Below are 17,434 nucleotides of genomic sequence, written 5' to 3' on the forward strand. Positions count from 1 at the left end.
CGGTCCACCCGGCACCGCTCAGCCCGCTGTCCCGGAACCGTACCGACGCGCCGCGCACCGCCGCCCGGCCCCCGGCCCGCCCCTTCACTCCTCACGCCGACTGCGCCGCCGGCAGTTCCACCAGCCACGGCAGTGCGGCGCGGTCGCTCGCGCCGAGGCGGCTGTAGGCGCTGTAGAGGTGGTTGCCGACGGTGCGGACGGAGAGGGTGAGGCGCTCGGCGATCTGCCGGTTGCTGAGGCCCGCGGCGGCGAGGGTGACGATCTGCCGCTGGCGGGCGGTGAGTTCACCGAGGACCAGACCGGACAGCGCCGGGGTCCGGGCCCCCTGGCAGCGACGGGCGAGTGCGACGGCGCGGGTCCGGGACATACGGGCGGCGCGCGGGTCGCGATGCGCCCGTACGGCCTGGGCGTGCGCCTCGGCCGCGAAGAGCAGGAACCCGCGCTGCTCCAGCTCCCCCGCCACCCGGTCCAGCGCGGGTCCGTCGCCGTCGACGAGCGCCTCGGCGTGCCGGGCGAGGACGGCCGGTCCGTCGCCGGGCAGCCGGGCGAGCCGGCCGGCGACGCGTTCGGGAGCGCCGAGGCGTACGGCGTCGTAGAGGGCGTACGCGGCGGGCCTGCCGGCCTCCCAAGCGGAACCTCGTGGCTCCTCGCCCTCCCGCCATCGGGCGGCCGCGGTCTCCCGCGCCGTCTCCACATCGCCCCGTGCCGCCGCCAGCCAGCTTCCCGTGTCTGCCACGGCCTCGTCGGTGGCCGGTACCTCGCCCGACTGGGCGGCGGCCAGGGTGAGTTCGACCTCGCAGGCCGGGCTGCCCGAGGCCTCCCGGAGCCCTTCGCGCGCCCAGGCCGCCGCCTCGCGCAGCTCGCCCCGCAGCCGCGCGAACCGGGCGCGTACGGCGGCGTACCCGGCCGGTACCGGTGCGCCCTCCGCGACCAGCCACTCCCCCACCGGCGTCGGCAGCGGTCGTACGTCGGTGCGGTCGATGCGGTCGGTCAGCGCGGCCCGTTCGGCCGCGAGGGCCGGGGTGCACTGCTCGGGAGTGCGAGCCAGCCGTCGGGCCCTGAGCCGACCGGCGGCGGCCCGCAGGGCGGGGCCGTGGAGGGGGTGGGTGAGGCGGACGGCGCCCAGGTCGTCGATGTCGATCAGGGCTTCGGCTTCGAGGCGTTCGAGGACGTCGAGGTCGAAGTCGTCCGTGGACGGCGCCAACGGCTCGGCGAAGGCGAGGCGTTCGAGGCTCTCGCGCTCCAAGACGTCGGTGCGGCCGAGGACTTGCGCGGTGCGTTCGCGGACCGTCGCGGTGACCGGCACCGGGCCGCGCCACGCCCATTCGCCGGCGTCCGTGGCCCGGGTGAGCTGCCCGGCCTGGCGCACCGCGCGGAACAGGTCGCGCAGCAGGCGCAGGTCCCCCTGGCAGAGGCCGTACAGCCGGTTCACGGTGAGGGGTTCCAGCGGGCCGCCGACGCCGGCCGCGAGCAACTGGGCCGTCTCGTCCCGGGGCAGCGGCCCCAGCGCGAGACGTGGCAGCAGCTCGCCCGTCCACAGCCGGGGCACCGCGCCGGGCACGGGGTCGCCGTCGGCCACCACGACCACCAGGCGGGTACGGCCGTGGACGGCGAGTTGGTGGACGACGGCGGCCGAGTGGTCGTCGAGGAGATGGGCGTCGTCCACCAGGAGCCGTACGCCGGACAGGAGTTGGACCGCGCGGTGCAGGGAGACGCTCTCGGGCAGCAGGTGGGCGAACGCGGCGAAGGGCAGATGGCGGGTCTCGGGTGTCCCGGTGACCCTGGCGCAGTCGCCGCCCCGGACGGCCTCGGTGACCAGCCGGGTCTTGCCCCGGCCGGCCGGACCTGTGACCACGATGCCGTGCCGGCCGGTCGTCAAGGACCCTCGGATCAGTTCGAGTTCGTCCTCCCGGCCGGTGAATGGCCAGGGCAGCTCCAGGGTCTTCGCGTCCTGTTCGAAAGTCATCACGCAGATATGAGTCCGGCTACTCACCCCTGATACAGGGTGACTTGAGTAGCCCTCGACTCAGGCGCCCGGGAACGGTCACCGGCAGTCTGGTCGCACGCAACACTCAAGGTCCGGCTCGTCAAGGGCCGCCGCTGCTTCGTCCGTGTGCGCCTGTACTCCACCTGAGGGTCGGGGGACACCGCGGTGATGTGCTGGTCACAGCATGTGTACAGCCGCATGCGGGCGGACGACCACAGTCCGGCGCCGGGGGAAGCGGCCGGGGAAACGTCGCCTTCGGGGGAGGGAGACGTCTTCCCGGCCACGCCGCTGTGTCCGCTAGTGGGATACCAGATCGCGGGTGAAGACGACGCGGGGTCGGCCAGGGCCGTCGTAGTCCTCCACGACGCGCGCGTCGAAACCGAGCGTGCGGTGGAAGGCGATCGAGCCCTCGTTGGTGACCGAGGTGATCGCCTTGAGGCGGACCGCGCCCTGCCGTCCGGCGGCCTTGATGAACGCCGTGTACAGGCTCCGGCCGAGACCGGTGCCGCGCGCGTCGTCCCTGGTCGCCACAAGGTGTACGTATCCGGTGTGATCCGGCGTGACGAACCCGAAGAGGTATCCGCGGATGCCGTCGTCGGCGCGGGCGACCAGACAGGTGGACCCGAACTCCTGCACCAGCGCGGTGAGATGGAGCGCACGCAGGTCACGCTCTCCCCAGTAGCGGGCGTGGTCCTCCAGAACCCGGTGGAGGTCGAAGACGTCGGCGGACTCGATACGGACGGCCATGGCGTCGATCATGGCAGAGAGCCGCCGACCGCGAAGAGGAGATGGGACATGATCACGGGATATGTGCTCGGTGAAAGTCTGCGCCCCGGTGCTGTGTTCGCGCCACATGGGCTGCGCATCCGCAAGGTGGAGCGGACCGATGTGTCGGCGAGCGCGGCGGCCGGGCAGCCCGGCGTCTGGACGCTCGTGGAGTGGGAGGCCGACGACGACGGCGCCGCCGACGCGGTCGCCGAGGCGCTCGCCGCCGCTCTGGAGCCCACCCTCGGCTGGTACGCCGATTTCACCGTCGGCGACGAGCGCGTGGTCGTCTTCGCCGGGAAGGTGTTCCGGTATCGGCGCGGTGATGAAGCCGGCCGCGCCGAAGCGGTCGCGTACGGGCGGTCGGTGGGGACTCCGGAGCATCAGCTCGACTGGGCGGAGTGAACCCGCCTCCGTACGCTCACGACGCCGCGCGTTCGTCGCGGGCGTCGTCGGGGTGGGTGAGGCCGAGGTGGTGGCGGAGGGTGGTGCCCTCGTACTCGGTGCGGAAGACGCCCTGTTCCTGGAGGAGGGGGACCACCTTGTCGGCGAAGGGGTCCAGGCCGCTCGGGGTGATGTGCGGGACGAGGATGAAGCCGTCGCTGGCATCGGCCTGCACGAAGTCGTTGATGGTGCGGGCGACCGTGGCCGGGGAGCCGATGAAGGCCTGCCGGTTGCCGGTGTTGATGACGAGGTCTCGGATGGACCACTTGTTGGCGGCGGCCAGCTCACGCCACTCGCGGGCGGTGGCCAACGGGTCGCGGTACATGCGTACTTGGGCGCGGCCCTTGGAGATGTGGTTGTCGCTGACGTCCGGGTCGATGTCGGGCAGCGGGCCGTCCGGGTCGTAGGAGGACAGGTCGCGGTTCCAGACGAATTCGAGGTGCTTGAGGGCGGTGGCGCCGCTGACCTGCTGGCGGCGCACCTCCTTGGCCAGGTCCTCGGCCTCGGCGTCGGTGTCGCCGAGCACAAAGGTCGCGGCCGGGAGGATCAGCAACTGGTCCGAGCGGCGGCCGTACTTGGCGAGGCGGGACTTGACGTCGGTGTAGAAGGCCTGGCCCTGGTCGAGGGTGCTGTACCGGCTGAAGATGGCGTCGGCGCTGGAGGCGGCGAACTCACGGCCCTCGTCGGAGTCGCCCGCCTGGAAGATCACCGGGCGGCCCTGCGGTGAGCGCGGGACGTTGAACTGGCCGTGGATGTCGAAGTGTTGGCCCTGGTGGACGAAGGCTCCGGCCTTGGCGTCCCGCAGGAAGGTGCCGGTGTCCTGATCGGCGGCGATCTCGTCGCCCTGCCACGAGTCGAAGAGTTCGCCCGCGGTGGCGAGGAACTCCTTGGCCCGGGAGTAGCGCTCGTCCTGCGGCAGGAAGCCGCCGCGGCGGAAGTTCTCGCCGGTGAACGCGTCCCAGGAGGTGACCACGTTCCATGCCGCGCGGCCGCCGGAGAGGTGGTCGAGGCTGGCGAACTGGCGGGCCACCTCGTAGGGCTCGTTGAAGGTGGAGTTGATGGTGCCGGTCAGTCCGAGGTGGTCGGTGACGGCGGCGAGCGCGGCGAGGACCGTGAAGGTGTCGGGGCGGCCGACGACGTCCAAGTCGTAGATTTTTCCGCCCTGTTCGCGCAGGCGCAGACCCTCGGCCAGGAACAGGAAGTCGAACTTGGCGCGTTCGGCGGTGCGGGCGAAGTGCGCGAAGGAGCTGAACTCGATGTGACTGCCGGCCGCGGGGTCGCTCCACACGGTGGTGTTGTTGACGCCGGGGAAGTGGGCGGCCAGGTGGATCTGCTTCAGGGGCTTGCTCATGTCGTGCGGTCCCTCCGGCTCAGGCGTTGGCGGCGGCGTAGCGGTTGGCGGGGCGGGCGAGTCCCAGCAGCCCGCGCAGGGTGTCGGCCTCGTAGGTGGTGCGGAAGGCGCCCCGGCGCTGGAGTTCGGGGACCAGGCCCCGGGTGATCGCCGGGAGGTCGTGGCCGGCGACGGCGGGCCGCAGCCGGAAGCCGGTCAGGCCTGCCGACTGCAACTCCTGGAGCAGGTCGGCGAGTTGGGCGGGCGTACCGGCGAAGATGCGGGCGTCGCTGGTGTACGGCTCCCCCGCGAGGGCGTCGAGGCGTGCACGGCGGGCGGTCGCGGCGGCCGGGTCGTCGTCGAGGAAGACCACGAGGTCGCCGAAGATGTGCAGCGGCTCGTCGGCGCGGTCCGCCGCCTCCTGTTCGGCGCGGATCTCCGCGACGATCGCCCGTGCCTCGTCGGCGTCGTGCGGGGTGACGTAGCCGATGTCGGTGGCGCGGGCCACCAGCCGGTATGGGATGGTCTGGTGGGCCAGGGAGCTGACGACCGGCTGGCCCTGCGGCGGGCGGGGAGTGATGGAGGGGCCCTTGACGCTGAAGTGCCGCCCCTCGAAGTCGATGTAGTGCAGCTTGTCGCGGTCGACGAAGCGGCCGGTGGCGACATCCCGGATCTCGGCGTCGTCCTCCCAACTGTCCCAGAGGCGGCGCACGACCTCGATGTAGTCGGCGGCCTCGTCGAAGTGCTCGGCGAGACGTTCCTGTCCGGCCGGGGTGCGGAGTGTCTCCAGGCTGGTCGGCGGGAAGGTGCGCCGTCCGAAGTGGTCGGCCTCGTGCGGGCGGGCGCTGATCTGCACCCGCAGCCCGGCACGGCCGGTGCTGACGTAGTCGAGGGTGGCGATCGCCTTGGATATGTGGAACGGCTCCGTGTGCGTGGTCACCACTGTCGGGACCAGGCCTATGTGGCGGGTGAGCGGTGCGATCCGGGCCGCGATCAGCACGGCGTCGAGGCGGCCGCGGACCTGGTCGGTGCGGCCGTCCAACTCGCCGTAGTGAGAGGACTGCAGGCCGAGACCGTCCTCGAAGGTCACGAAGTCGAGGAGGCCGCGCTCGGCTTCGGCGACCAGGTCGGCCCAGTACCCGGCGGTGAACAGATCCCGGGGCCGGGCCACCGGCTCGCGCCAGGAGGCCGGGTGCCAGCCGGTGCCGTCGAGGGCGACGGCGAGATGCAACGGGGACAAGGGAGAAGGGGAGGTCGATGACACGGATGGGTGCCTTCCTGGAGGTCCGTACGAGATCGCCGGCCCGTGGACACGGGCGCACGGCGGCTGGGCAACGGCGTCAGGGGCGACAGAGCGCGCCGGCCACCCGCAGCAGATCTATGTGCTGCCGCGTGGTGAGACACACGTGGTGAATGGACGCGCCACACATGTGCTCCACCTCCACGGAATCCGGCTTCTTAGGGGACAACGGCACGACTACGCCGTTTCTTCCGGACTGGCGACGGCACTCGGCCCGGTGAACCGGACGAGCGAGAAGACCGTACGGGCGCGCAGACTGAAGCCGATCGACTCGTACAGCCGGATCGCGTTCGCGTTGGTGGCCGCCGCGTGCAGGAAGGGGTGCTCTCCGCGTTCCCTGATGCCGGCGGCGACCGCCCGGACCAGTCGGGTGGCCAGGCCCCGGCCGCGGTGGTTCGGGTCGGTGCACACGGCGCTGATCTCGGTCCAGCCCGGCGGGTGGAGGCGTTCGCCGGCCAGGGCGATGAGCCTGCCGTCATGGCGGATGCCGAGGTAGGTGCCCAGTTCGACGGTGCGCGGCAGGTAGGGGCCGGGTTCGGTACGGGCGACCAGGTCGAGGATCTCGGGTACGTCGTCAGGGCCGAGGCGTACGGCCTCGGGGTCGGGCTCGGCCCGCAGCCCGGTGTCCACGAGTTGGACGCCCTCGCCGGAGCGGACGATCCCCCAGCCGTCCGGGACCTCGCTCACTCCGCGCAGCGCGGCGGTGCCGCCGGGGCCAACAAGCGTGGCCAGGTCCGCCCAGGCGCGCGGGTCGTCGTTGTCGGTGACGGCGTGGAAGCCGGCCACGTCGACGGGGTAGCGGGCGGCACGGCCGACGCGCTCCGCGAAGTGGGCGTGCGGGCCGGTGAGCGCGGCCCAGGCCGGGTTGTCCAGGACGTGGGACGTGGTGGTGTCGATGGTGTCGATACTGGCGGTGGAAGACATCGGGTGACGGCTCCGGTACTGGTCGCACGGGGCGGGGACCCCGCCGGGCGGGGCGGGGTCCCCTTGCGGAGGTGGGTCAGGAGTCGCTGAGGGGCAGTCCGGGCGGGTTGACCTCGGACGTGGCGACGGCCTCGTTGGAGAGGTTCCAGGCGGCCAGCCACTTGGCGTACTGCCCGTTCTTGATCAGGTAGTTGATGGCGTCCGCGAGGGGCTTGGCAAGGCCGCTGTTCTTCTTCGCGGTGGCCGCGATCAGGCCCTGGAGGGAGGATCCGGCACCGGAGTACGTGCCCGCGTTGCGGACCGCCTTGGCCGTGCCCTTGGTCTGGGAGACCTGGTAGGCGACGGAGGGATTCGGCGCGAGGTAGGCGTCGATCTTTCCGGCGGCCAGCGCGAGGTAGGTGCTGTTGTTGTCCTGGAAGTACTTGACGGTGAGCGGCTTCTTGCCCTCGGCGGCCAGTTTCTTCTTCCACTCCAGGAGGATCCGCTCCTGGTTGGTACCCGCGCCCACGGCGACGGTCTTGCCGGCGAGGTTCTCGTAATTCCCGTCGAAGTTCCAGGTGTTGGTCGACTTCACCGCGAAGCCGAGGTTGTCCTCGCGGTAGGAGGCGAACTCGTACTTCGCCTTGCGCTCCTCGGTGTCGGTGACGTTGGAGAAGGCGACCTGCACCTTGCCGCTGTCGAGGCCGATGAAGAGGTTCTCCCAGGTGGAGTTGCTCAACTCGGGCTTGAGACCGAGGACCGCGGCGACCAGGCGGCTGATGTCGGCCTCGGAACCGGTGAGGGTCTTCTGGTCCGAGCCGACGTAGCCGAGCGGCGGGGAACCCGCGGGCAGGAAGCCGACGCCGATCTCCAGCTTGCCGCTCTTGGCGATCGCCTTGGGCAACTCGGCGCTGATCGCCTTCACTTCGCCGACCTTGAGCGTCGTCTCCTTGGCGGCGCCGTTGGAGAGCGCGCCCACGGTGACCGTGCCGGAGGCGGCGTTGCTCGTCGTGGTGGCCGCGTCGCTGTCGCCGCCGCAGGCCGCGAGCCCGCCGGCGAGGGAGGCGAGGACGGTTGTGGCGGTGAGTCCGCGGGTGACTCTGCCGCGCAGGCTGGGAGAAGGCATGGCTGTTCCTAGGCTCGGTGTTCGGGGCTGTCTGAAAGGGAGTTGAGGGGCGGGGCTCAGAGGACCTTGCTGAGGAAGTCCCTGGTCCGCTCGTGCTGTGGATTGTCGAGAACCTCGTGCGGCGGGCCCTGTTCGACGATCTTTCCGCCGTCGATGAAGACGACCCGGTCGGCGACCTCGCGGGCGAAGCCGATCTCGTGGGTGACGATGACAAGGGTGGTGCCGCTGGTCGCCAAGTCCTTGATGACGGAGAGGACTTCACCGACCAGTTCGGGGTCGAGGGCGGAGGTCGGCTCGTCGAAGAGGATGACGCCGGGGCGCAGGGCGAGGGCGCGTGCGATGGCCACGCGCTGCTGCTGTCCGCCGGAGAGCTGCCTCGGGTAGGCGGTGGTCTTCTCGGCGAGTCCGACGCGGCCGAGCAACTCCCTTGCCAGTTCCTGGGCTTCGGGCTTGCCGAGCCGGCCGGTGGCGACGGGTGCGGCGGCGACGTTGTCGAGGACGGTCAGATGCGGGAAGAGGTTGAAGTTCTGGAAGACGAACCCGATCCGGCCGCGCTGCGCGAGGATGGCCCGCTCGCTCAACTCCTTGAGCGTGCCGCCCTGTTGCTTCACCCCGATCAGCTCACCGTTGACGCTGACGTAGCCGATCTCGGGTTTCTCCAGGTGGTTGATGACCCGCAGCAGGGTGGACTTTCCGGAGCCGGACGGGCCGAGGATCACGGTGACCTCGCCGGGCCGTACGGTCAGGTCGACGCCGTCCAACACCCGGTGGGAGCCGTACCACTTGTGGACGTCGTGCACCTCCACGGCGGCGGGTGTGATGTCCGTCAGCGGTTCGATCGTGTGCGTGGTCATACGGCGGCCTCCCTGCGGATGCGGGCCCGCAGATCAGCGGCACCGGTGCGGAGTTTCTGGAGCGGGGTGGGCGGCAGGGCGCGGGTGGCGCCCCGGGCGTAGTGCCGCTCGACGTAGAACTGGATGACGGAGACGACGCTGGTCAGGATCAGGTACCAGACGGTGACGACCAGGAGCAGCGGCACGATGTCGCCGGGGTAGGTGGAGCCCATCGTCTGCGCGGAGCCGAAGAGGTCGAGCAGGGAGACGTAGAAGACCAGGGAGGTGCTCTTGATCAGGCCGATCAACTGGTTGACGTAGTTCGGGGTGATGGAGCGCAGTGCCTGCGGGAAGACGATCCTGCGGAACTGGTAGCCCTTCGGCAGGCCGAGGGCGGCGGCCGCCTCGTGCTGGCCCTGGTCGACGGAGAGGATGCCGCCGCGGACCACTTCGGCCGCGTAGGCCGCTTCGTTGAGGCTGAGGCCGATGACCGCGACGGCCATGTCGGTGGCCAGCTTCGACTCGTCGAAGGAGAAGAAGGCGGGGCCGAAGGGGACGCCGACGCTGAGGGTCTGGTACAGGGCGCTGAAGTTGTAGAGAAAGATCAGCACCACGATGAGCGGGATCGAGCGCAGGGCCCACACATAGGTCCAGCTCGTGGCGCGCAGCACCGGGCTCTTCGAGAGCCGGGCCAGGGCGAGCAGGATGCCGCCGAGGAGGCCCAACACCGCGCTGAGTGCGGCCACTTCGAGGGTGATGACGAGTCCGTCGAGGATCGTCGGGCGCAGGAACCAGTAGCCGAAGCGGCTCCACTGGTAGAAGGGGTTGGTCGCCAGGCCGTGGACGAACTGGGCGACCACGACCAGCACGACCAGGGTGACGATCCACCGGCCGGGTCGGCGCAGCGGCTGAACTCGCTGTGCGGTGAGGGGTTTTGACGGTTCGTCGGCAGTCGGTGCCACGGCGAGGGACACGACGGCGCCAGGGGGTTCACTCATGGTGGGCTCCGGCAGGTTCGCGGACCCCGGTCCGTGGCGGTGAAGCGCGCGGCGGCGAACGGCGCGCGCTGGTGCACGGGACCGGGGGCGGGGAGGGGTCGAGCACACCGGCAGCGGCGGGTGTGCGTCAGAGGTGCGTGGGCCGACTGATCGTCAGGCCCGACAGCGGGCACGGCCCGCTGCGGTACACAGTGCGCTGCTGACCCGGAGCAGATCGACGGCTCGGTCGGCGACCAGTGGGGTCGCGTACGGCGGTACGCAGCCCACGGAGCGGCGTGCTGCCGTCCGGAGAACTGCGTACATGTCCGTCACCCATCGCTGGTGGGCCCCTGCGGGCCTCGCGTTTCGCAAGTTAAGGCAACTGACCGAACGAATGTCAATGCCCGTCCGACAGACGGACGGCGCGGACCTCGCTCACCTGCGGCAAGCCCCGGTTTCGTCGGCAGCGTGGGCCGCCCAGTCCAGGATCTGGACAGCCGCGCCGGCGGCCTCAAGGCCCTGGCAGCGGGCGTGGTGGCGGCGGGCGATGCCGTCGAGGTCGAGGTGGGCGCCGAAGGCCGGGTGGGCGGCCAGTCGGCGGGCGTAGGCCCACAGGTGGGGGTGGTCGGCGACGCGCTGCACGGCGGCGGCGTCCAGGTGGTTGCGGTGCACGGTGTCGAGTTGCACCAGTGACACCCACAACTCGACGTCGGCGGCGGTGAGTTCGTCGCGGAGCATGTGCTCGCGGCCCTCCAGCCAGCGGTCGAGCGAGCCCAGTGTCTCCAGCAGCCGGCCGAGCGCCTCGTCGCGCTCCTCCTGGTCGACCCCGGCCGCGCCGGCCCGCTGCGCCGCGTCCTCGATGCCTTGCGCGCAGAGCCGTTCGACGGCCTCGATCTCCGACTCGGCGCCGCACGGGTAGAGCTGGGGTCCGCCCTCGCCGAAGTGCCGGGCGAGGTCGCGCATGATGTCGGGGGCGTGGGTGCTGACGATCCGGCCGGACCAGTCGTCGCTGAGCACCGGCGCGGCGGCCGGTCCCGAGTAGCGGTGGGCGCTCGCCTCGTAGAGCGGGCGCAGCGCCAAGTGGCCGCCGCCGGGACAGTCGGGCACGGCGGACAGGAACTCGGCCGGACAGCTCTCGTCGAGGCCGAGCAGGCTGTGGGTGACGGCGATGCGCAGGCCGTCGGCGCAGGCGGTGGAGAGATGGAGGCGGTAGCGGCGTGGCACGGCGTAGTGCCCGCTGCGCGCGTCGCGCCCGATCCGGCCCCGGAACGCGGGTGTGGGCCGGGGCGAGGGGACGGCGGCGAGAGGTGTGACGGACATGGGACTCCCCGGGTACGGGCGCGTGGACGTACGCGCGGCGGAAGCGTCGTCGAGCGGTGGAAAGGGCTCAGCGCGGAAGACTGATCGCGCTGCACACCCGCAGCAGGTCGATGTGACGGCGGGAGGTCAGAAGAGGCGAACGGTCCACGCGGCTGCTGGTGACCGGCTCAAAGCGCCCCATGCTTCCCTACCTGTTCACTAGGATTCCCTACTGGAGTGTCGATCCACCGTCGTCCGGGGTCAAGAGGGCGTCCACGGGTCGGGCACCGGTGCCCGACCCGTGGACATGCCGGGCCCGCTACTTCGCGTACATCAGGGTGCCGAAGCCGAGCTGGTCGAAGCCGCCGCTGTCGGTGCCGTAGTCACCTCCCCCGCCCTCGGGCGTGACGAGGTCGTAGTACATGGCCGAGATGTACTTGTCGTCGAGGTTGATCCGCCGGTTGTAGTGGAAGTGGAGCATCGCCCACACGGGGCGGACCTGGCCGCGCGAGGCGGTGGAGATCACCGTCTGGGACGACTGGGCGCAGCTCTGCCCGGTGCCCCAGGTGTAGGTGGTGAAGGGCACGTCACTGCCGGTGTTGTACTTGGCGACGTACTGGGCGGCCTTCATGAAGCGACGGCTGTCGTACGAGTACAGGTCGTCGCCCTGGTTCCAGGCCATCTCGCAGATCGCGCCCATCTGGCCCATGCCCATCATGGTGTGGCCCTGGTCGCGGCCGGACTCCTGCCACTGGCCGAGCGCGTAGCCGTCGGAGTCGGTGTACAGGTACGGCACCGCGTGCGCGATGGAGCCGTTGCCCGCGCCCGACTTGAAGTAGGTGACGGCTTGGTCGTACTTGGCCTTGTCCTCGTTGAGGATCCCGATGGCCAGGATCGAGGCCATGTTGCACAGGTCCCAGTTGGCCCAGTAGTTGGTGATGCAGGCCGTGTTGTGGTTGAGCAGGAAGTCGTTGTTGAGCGGATAGAAGACGCTCGCGAGCATCTCCTGGGCGGCGGCCAGGTCGAAGCCGCTGTAGTCGCGCATCAGCTCGCACGCGTTGGCGAACTCCCAGCCGTAGATGCCGGAGGCGAGGAAGCGGTCCGCGTTGCCGGTGACCGTAGTCAGCGTCCTCGACCAGGCGTTGAGGATGTTGGCGGCGCACACGGCGTTCGCCTCGGTGCCGCCCACCTTCCAGCGCAGGGCGTTCTGGTAGGCGGCGGCGATGTCGTTGTAGAGCGTGGCGTAGTTCTCTCCGGTACCGCCGCGGATGATCGTCGCGGTCGCCCGGTTGGTCCAGGTGGACTGGGAGTGGGAGTTGGCGGTCAGCCGGTTCCAGCCGGACAGCCAGGGGTCGGTTCCCGCCGCGACCCTGACCTTGGCGCGGTTGATGTCACCGGCGTTGTGCAGCATGCCGGGGTGGGTGAAGGTGGCCGGGGCCGCGTCAGCGGTGGTGGCCACCGTGGCGCCGCCGAGGGCGACGGCGGCGGTGAGCCCGCCCGCGGTCTTCAGAAGACCGCGGCGGCTCAACTCGGTTTTGCGGAGGTGCTCGTGGGGGGAAGTGCGGCTCATCGCTGTGCATCTCCAATCCGTGGAGGATCAGGTGGGCGTGATGCTCACCTCGTCGAACTCCGTGGTGCAGCGGACTTGTTGGCTGCGCGAGCAGACCACCAGGCCGACGTAATAGGGGGCGTCACCGAAGCCGGGGATCTCTCCGTCGGCGAGGGGGGTCCAGGTGACACCGTCATCGGTGGACAGGGCCGCGCTGAACGCGGTCCCGGCGCGCTTCAGCCGCAGCAGGGCGGGGAGGGTGACGGCAGCGCCGCCGGTGAAGGCGGAGGCACCCGCCACGGTCTTGCGGAGCATCAGTTGAGCGCTGCTCCCGCCGGTGACGACGGCGCCCGCCGCCTGGTCGAACGGCGACAGCGACTTGGCCATGAGCAGCCCGACCCGGTCGGTCGTCACTCCACCGCGGGAGACGATCCGGGCGACGACCTCGCAGTCGCCGCTGACCGGCCGCCGTACGAACTGCCCTGTCATTCCTTGGCCGTTGGCGTTCAGGTCGACGCCCGCGCCGCGCACCGTGAAGGTGCCGCCGTCGTACGACGTGCTGCCCGGCGTGATGATCGCCACCACGCCCAGCGTCCCGAAGGCACGGTCGTCGAGCACGGTGTCGCCGAGGTCGCCGTACGTCCACGGCGTGGGCGGGGCGGTGCCGACGGTGAGGGCGACGGTGCCGGTGGTGGTGCCGGAGGCGTTGGCCGCGGTCGTCGCGACCGTGAACTCACCTGTCTCCGTGGGGGTTCCGGACACCAGCCCGGTGCTCCGGTCGAGGCGAAGCCCGGCGGGCAGGCCGTCCGCGGTGAACCGTACGGGTTCGTGCGAGGCCCGCAGCAGATGGCGGAACTCGGCACCTTGGTTGGTGAACGCAGTGGTGGCGGAGGTGAGTTGGGGCTGTGCCGGAGTCGGCATCACCGCCTGGGCGGGCGCCGAACGCGGGCCGCGGCCACCGGCGTTGGTCTTCGCGACGCGGTAGTGGTACGTCGTTCCCGGCGTCCCCGTCGCGTCCGCGTACCGGATACGGGTGCCGAAGCCGACCGGGCCGACGTCGGTGGCGAGGGTCTTGAACGGTCCGTCGGCGCGGGGTGCGCGCAGCACGGTGTAGCGGGCGCACAGGTCCGGGTCGGTCCAGGCCAGCTCGACGGCGTCCGCGCCGGTGTCAGCCCGTAGGTCGGTGGGGGTACGGGTCGGGCGGGGCACCTGCCAGACCACTCCGGACGGGGAGGTCACGGTGACGTTGTCGAAGGCGCCGGTGCCGGTCTCGGCGTAGTCCTCGTCGACGCCGAGGCAGGAGGTGAGAGTGAGGCCCACGTACGCGGTGCGTCCCAACTCGACGTCCGTGGAGCCGACTTCGGTCCAGTGGACGGCGTCCGGCGAGATGGCGCCGGTGCAGCGCGCACCCTTCCGGGTCACGCGCACCCAGTAGGGCTCCCGCAGCCGGTAGCCGTCGCCCGCGCCCTCGACGTAGGGCGCCTCCAGCGGTGTCGCCGACTCGGGCAGGGCGCCGAGGTCGGAGATCGGGAAGGCCGCGTTCACCGTGATCGCCTGCTGCTGGGAGGGCGGCACGGGTGTGCTGCCGGTCGCGGAGACATCGGCTCCGGTGGACGGGCGTACCGTCCACACCCCGCTCCAGGTGTGCAGCGGCAGCCCCTGGATCAGCATCGAGGCGTGGGCCGCGTCCGCGTCGAGGGAGGCGCGGACGGTTACGCCGATCTTGGAGTACTGCGAGCTGAGCGGCCACACGATCCGGGCGGTGACCGTGCCGTCGCCGCGCAGCGGGAGGTGGACGAGGCGGTGGGTGTCGGCGGTGCCGCTCGCCTCCAGGACGAAGCGCTCGCCGTCGAACGCGGCGGAACCGGGGATCTTCACCGCCCCCACGTCCTGGCTCGACCAGGACCCGGGGAGCCCGGCGGAGGCCGCCGCCCACGCCGAACTGCCGCTCTTCCCCAGGGTGTTGGAGGCCTCAACCGTGTAGTAGTACGTCCGCCCGGCGTGCACGTGCCGGTCCGTGTACGTCGGCTGCCCCACCCCGGACGCGATCTTCTCGTAGCGGCCGTCCACGTCCGTCGCCCGCAGGACCGTGTAGGAGTCGGCCCAGGTCGACGGCAGCCAGGTCACCGTGACCGAACGGTCGTCGCCGACCGCCGTGACACCGGCCGGCGGTGTCGGCACGGTCTGCGAGGTCGCTGTCGCGCCGGCGTAGGCGAAGGTGCCCCAGCTCGGCAGGTCGTCGTTGCTGCCCTCGACGACCCGGGTGCCGCCGGTGCCGTGGAAGACCGCGCTCTTCGTGTACGGGGTGTCGAGTCCGCGCACGCCGGCGTAGTGCGCGTACGCCATCTCGTAGATCGGCGGCAGAGGGCCGCGCGAGATGGCCGACACGGTGAGCTTGATGTACTTGCCGGTGCGGTCGAGGTCCGGCACGAAGGGAACGTCGCCGCCGAGGTTGTAGCGGGCGGCGTACTCGACGTTGGCGAGGATGCGGTTGTCGTCGAAGCCCCAGAGGTCGACGCCCTGGTTCCAGGCGACCTGCGCCGCGTCCGCGAGCAGGCCGACCGCGAGCTGTTCGTGGCCCTGGTCCCGGCCGCTCTCCTGGCCCTGGCCGGCGGCGGTGACGATGCGGTGGAGGACGCTGCCGTTGCCCGCGCCGGCCGCGGCGAAGCGCAGCGCGTCGTGGAAGAGGGTGGGTTCCTCGCAGAACACCCCTATGGCCAGCAGGGATTGAAGGGACGTCAGATCCCAGTTGCCGTTGGCGTAGAGCGCGTAGCAGGACAGCGCCGGGTACCAGACGCGGAGGAAGGACTCCTCGCAGCGCGCGATGTCGGCGGCGCTCCAGCCGTCGTAGCCGGTGTGGCGGAGCAGTTCGGCGGCGTTGACGAACTTGAAGGCCTGGAGCCCCGCGCCGAGCGGTCCGTCGGCTCCGGTGATGCCGGTGAGCGAGGCGGACCAGGCGTTGAGGATGTCGCGGGCCTTGTCGGCGTGCGCGGTGTCTCCGGTGACCGCCCAGAGGAGGGCGTTCTGGTAGGCGGCGGCCGAGTCGGCGACGGCCTGGTTCTGGTAGTTGGCGGGGCCGCGGCCCCAGGTGGTGATCTGGCCGGTGTTCTGCACGGCGTACGACGACGAGGAGCGGGCGTGGGCCGCGAGCGCCAAGTAGCCGTCGTAGACCGGGGATTGCTTCGCGGTGACGGCCGCCTTCATGCGGGCGAGGTCGTCGGCGGTGTGCAGGAGGCCGGGGTGGGTGAAGGTCGTCCCGGTGTCGTCCTGGGCCGCCGCCGCCCGGCCGGGCACGAGCAGTCCGCTCGCGCCCGACGCCAGCAGCAGGGCCGCGGTGCCGCCGAGGAAGCCCCGGCGGCTCGGTGCGGGGATGCTCATGACGCGGCGGCCGCCTCGGCCTCGGCGGTGGTGAGGAACTTCAGGTTGGTGACGTGCTCGTTGTAGAACCACTGGATCTCGTCGGTGGTGTAGAACCAGCTCGGCTTCTTCATCGAGTCCGCGACGACGACCCCGTTGATCACCAGGTTCTCGAACGTGACGTTGTCGATGGCGTGTTCGGCGTCGTAGCCGAGGAAGAGCGACGGGTTGGCGTGGGTGCCGGCGTAGCTGAGGTTCTTGACGTACACGTCCTGGATGCCGCGGCCGACCGAGGTGTTGTACTTCGTGTTGAACATGACCTTCATGTAAATGACCTGGCCCCAGCGGAAGTCCTCGATCCGGACGTCCTCGATGCGGACGTTCTTGATCAGGTTGGAGTCACCGGGGTTGAGGGCGATGCAGCCCTGGTAGTTCATCTGGGGTTCGCGGTGGTCCAGGACGTCGATGTTCTTGATGACGAGGTTCTCGATCGTCTCGGGCGCGTCGGTGTTGCCGTGCGTGCCTACGTTGATCGGGTGCGCGACATCGGCCCACAGGGTGCAGTTCTGGACGGTGATGTCGCGAGTGTCGCCGTAGTAGTCCCAGCGGTGGCAGTAGATGGCGATGCAGTCGTCGGAGTTGCGCATGAAGCAGCCGTCGAAGGTGATCCCGGTCGATGAGAAGACGTCGAAACCGTCGCCGTTGCCCTTCGAACTGAACGCGCGCGCCTTGGTGATGCGGACGTTCTCGCTCTCACCGAACGTGCCCGCGTAGCCGGCCGGGTTGAGGATGATGACGTTGTCGACCCGGATGTTCTTGCTGCCCTCGCAGAGGATGGCGCCGTTGGGGTTGTTGTAGAGCACTCCGTGGCCGGTGAGGCGGGACCGCTCGACGTTCTTGAAGAAGACCTGCGCGGTCAGGACGGCGCCGCCCGCGAGGTACACGGTCTTGCCACTGGGCACGGTGAGGACGCCGCCGGTGACGGTGTGGACGCCGGGGCCGAAGTAGATGACGTCCGGGTCGTCGGCGGACGGGGCGTGGTGCTCGACATGGTTGGTGATCAGGTGCAGGGCGTCGAAGATCTCGTCGTTGATCTGGACGACGACGTCCTTCGGCTCGTCCAGGGTGAACCGCAGGGTGTCGCCGAGGAGTTCGGGCGTGATGCCCAGCGCGTCCGGTCTCACCCGGGCCTTGGTGGTGCCGCCCTTGAGGTAGGTGACCTCGATCTCGGCCGAGCCGTCGAAGTCGAAGTACGCCATCGAGGAGTTGTAGACCTTGCCCCCACCGGTGGTCGCGTTGATCTCCTCGAACTGCGGCCGGTAGATGTCGAGGGTCTGCCAGTCGCCGTGCGGGGCGGTGCGGACCCGCACCTGGAAGCTGGTGTTGGTCGGCATGCTCGCGGGACGCGGGTAAGTCACCAGTCTGGGGCGGGACTTGGCGCCGTCCGCGTGGGCCGCCGTGGCGGTCAGCCCGGAGAGACCGGCGGCGAGCGCGGTGGCACCGGCCGCCTGGAGGGCTGAGCGCCGGGACAGGGGCGTGTTCATGTACGACTCCTTGCAGAAGG

Annotated in this window: 15 protein-coding genes; 1 reads left to right on the forward strand and 14 read right to left on the reverse strand. The window is 70.6% G+C overall.

Going from position 1 to position 17,434, the window contains the following annotated elements:
- Positions 1–91 precede the first annotated feature (91 nt).
- Together ABZT04_RS23610 and ABZT04_RS23615 are read right to left on the reverse strand one after the other, a co-directional pair.
- Complete coding sequence (locus ABZT04_RS23610) at positions 92–1,966, reverse strand: LuxR C-terminal-related transcriptional regulator (protein ID WP_356058930.1); 1,875 nt, start codon at positions 1,964–1,966, stop codon at positions 92–94.
- A 318-nt stretch (positions 1,967–2,284) separates the two neighbouring features.
- Complete coding sequence (locus ABZT04_RS23615; RefSeq protein ID WP_356058931.1) at positions 2,285–2,734, reverse strand: GNAT family N-acetyltransferase; 450 nt, start codon at positions 2,732–2,734, stop codon at positions 2,285–2,287.
- A gap of 48 nt (positions 2,735–2,782) precedes the next feature.
- Between ABZT04_RS23615 and ABZT04_RS23620 the strand changes: the two genes are divergently transcribed.
- Positions 2,783–3,157 carry a hypothetical protein gene (locus ABZT04_RS23620; RefSeq protein WP_356058932.1) on the forward strand — a complete coding sequence of 125 codons (375 nt, stop codon included), beginning with the start codon at positions 2,783–2,785 and terminating at the stop codon, positions 3,155–3,157.
- Positions 3,158–3,173: 16 nt separating this feature from the next.
- On the opposite strand, the gene ABZT04_RS23625 is transcribed toward ABZT04_RS23620, so the two are convergent.
- From ABZT04_RS23625 to ABZT04_RS23680, 12 genes are all read right to left on the reverse strand, one after another.
- Complete coding sequence (locus ABZT04_RS23625; protein WP_356058933.1) at positions 3,174–4,547, reverse strand: NtaA/DmoA family FMN-dependent monooxygenase; 1,374 nt, start codon at positions 4,545–4,547, stop codon at positions 3,174–3,176.
- A gap of 19 nt (positions 4,548–4,566) precedes the next feature.
- Complete coding sequence (locus ABZT04_RS23630; protein ID WP_356058969.1) at positions 4,567–5,757, reverse strand: LLM class flavin-dependent oxidoreductase; 1,191 nt, start codon at positions 5,755–5,757, stop codon at positions 4,567–4,569.
- Positions 5,758–5,866: 109 nt separating this feature from the next.
- Complete coding sequence (locus ABZT04_RS23635; RefSeq protein ID WP_356058934.1) at positions 5,867–5,956, reverse strand: putative leader peptide; 90 nt, start codon at positions 5,954–5,956, stop codon at positions 5,867–5,869.
- Between the two features lie 47 nt (positions 5,957–6,003).
- Positions 6,004–6,750 carry a GNAT family N-acetyltransferase gene (locus ABZT04_RS23640; protein WP_356058935.1) on the reverse strand — a complete coding sequence of 249 codons (747 nt, stop codon included), beginning with the start codon at positions 6,748–6,750 and terminating at the stop codon, positions 6,004–6,006.
- A gap of 76 nt (positions 6,751–6,826) precedes the next feature.
- Complete coding sequence (locus ABZT04_RS23645; RefSeq protein ID WP_356058936.1) at positions 6,827–7,855, reverse strand: ABC transporter substrate-binding protein; 1,029 nt, start codon at positions 7,853–7,855, stop codon at positions 6,827–6,829.
- 56 nt (positions 7,856–7,911) lie between these two features.
- On the reverse strand, positions 7,912–8,709 hold the full coding sequence (locus ABZT04_RS23650) for an amino acid ABC transporter ATP-binding protein (protein WP_356058937.1): 798 nt from the start codon (positions 8,707–8,709) through the stop codon (positions 7,912–7,914).
- Positions 8,706–9,686 carry an amino acid ABC transporter permease gene (locus tag ABZT04_RS23655; protein WP_356058938.1) on the reverse strand — a complete coding sequence of 327 codons (981 nt, stop codon included), beginning with the start codon at positions 9,684–9,686 and terminating at the stop codon, positions 8,706–8,708. Before ABZT04_RS23655 ends, ABZT04_RS23650 begins: the two co-directional genes overlap by 4 nt.
- A gap of 414 nt (positions 9,687–10,100) precedes the next feature.
- A complete protein-coding gene (locus ABZT04_RS23660) occupies positions 10,101–10,985 on the reverse strand; it encodes a glutathione S-transferase C-terminal domain-containing protein (RefSeq protein WP_356058939.1) in 885 nt (294 codons plus the stop codon).
- A 67-nt stretch (positions 10,986–11,052) separates the two neighbouring features.
- Complete coding sequence (locus tag ABZT04_RS23665; RefSeq protein ID WP_356058940.1) at positions 11,053–11,166, reverse strand: putative leader peptide; 114 nt, start codon at positions 11,164–11,166, stop codon at positions 11,053–11,055.
- Positions 11,167–11,283: 117 nt separating this feature from the next.
- Positions 11,284–12,534 (reverse strand): alginate lyase family protein, encoded by a 1,251-nt coding sequence (locus ABZT04_RS23670; protein WP_356058941.1) that lies wholly within the window; start codon positions 12,532–12,534, stop codon positions 11,284–11,286.
- 27 nt (positions 12,535–12,561) lie between these two features.
- On the reverse strand, positions 12,562–15,891 hold the full coding sequence (locus ABZT04_RS23675; RefSeq protein ID WP_356058942.1) for an alginate lyase family protein: 3,330 nt from the start codon (positions 15,889–15,891) through the stop codon (positions 12,562–12,564).
- A complete protein-coding gene (locus ABZT04_RS23680; protein WP_356058943.1) occupies positions 15,888–17,414 on the reverse strand; it encodes a glycosyl hydrolase family 28 protein in 1,527 nt (508 codons plus the stop codon). Before ABZT04_RS23680 ends, ABZT04_RS23675 begins: the two co-directional genes overlap by 4 nt.
- Positions 17,415–17,434: the final 20 nt, after the last annotated feature.

Origin of the sequence: Streptomyces sp. NPDC005492, from assembly GCF_040605995.1 — a bacterium.
In the GTDB taxonomy this organism is placed as follows: Bacteria; Actinomycetota; Actinomycetes; order Streptomycetales; family Streptomycetaceae; genus Streptomyces.

Coding starts and splice junctions, on each gene's coding strand:
- ABZT04_RS23675 (WP_356058942.1), bottom strand. CDS start 15,891: ATGAGCATCCCCGCACCGAGCCGCCGGGGCTTCCTCGGCGGCACCGCG.
- ABZT04_RS23610 (WP_356058930.1), bottom strand. CDS start 1,966: ATGACTTTCGAACAGGACGCGAAGACCCTGGAGCTGCCCTGGCCATTC.
- ABZT04_RS23680 (WP_356058943.1), bottom strand. CDS start 17,414: ATGAACACGCCCCTGTCCCGGCGCTCAGCCCTCCAGGCGGCCGGTGCC.
- ABZT04_RS23620 (WP_356058932.1), top strand. CDS start 2,783: ATGATCACGGGATATGTGCTCGGTGAAAGTCTGCGCCCCGGTGCTGTG.
- ABZT04_RS23660 (WP_356058939.1), bottom strand. CDS start 10,985: ATGTCCGTCACACCTCTCGCCGCCGTCCCCTCGCCCCGGCCCACACCC.
- ABZT04_RS23635 (WP_356058934.1), bottom strand. CDS start 5,956: ATGTGTGGCGCGTCCATTCACCACGTGTGTCTCACCACGCGGCAGCAC.
- ABZT04_RS23655 (WP_356058938.1), bottom strand. CDS start 9,686: ATGAGTGAACCCCCTGGCGCCGTCGTGTCCCTCGCCGTGGCACCGACT.
- ABZT04_RS23670 (WP_356058941.1), bottom strand. CDS start 12,534: ATGAGCCGCACTTCCCCCCACGAGCACCTCCGCAAAACCGAGTTGAGC.
- ABZT04_RS23640 (WP_356058935.1), bottom strand. CDS start 6,750: ATGTCTTCCACCGCCAGTATCGACACCATCGACACCACCACGTCCCAC.
- ABZT04_RS23625 (WP_356058933.1), bottom strand. CDS start 4,547: ATGAGCAAGCCCCTGAAGCAGATCCACCTGGCCGCCCACTTCCCCGGC.
- ABZT04_RS23615 (WP_356058931.1), bottom strand. CDS start 2,734: ATGGCCGTCCGTATCGAGTCCGCCGACGTCTTCGACCTCCACCGGGTT.
- ABZT04_RS23665 (WP_356058940.1), bottom strand. CDS start 11,166: ATGGGGCGCTTTGAGCCGGTCACCAGCAGCCGCGTGGACCGTTCGCCT.
- ABZT04_RS23645 (WP_356058936.1), bottom strand. CDS start 7,855: ATGCCTTCTCCCAGCCTGCGCGGCAGAGTCACCCGCGGACTCACCGCC.
- ABZT04_RS23650 (WP_356058937.1), bottom strand. CDS start 8,709: ATGACCACGCACACGATCGAACCGCTGACGGACATCACACCCGCCGCC.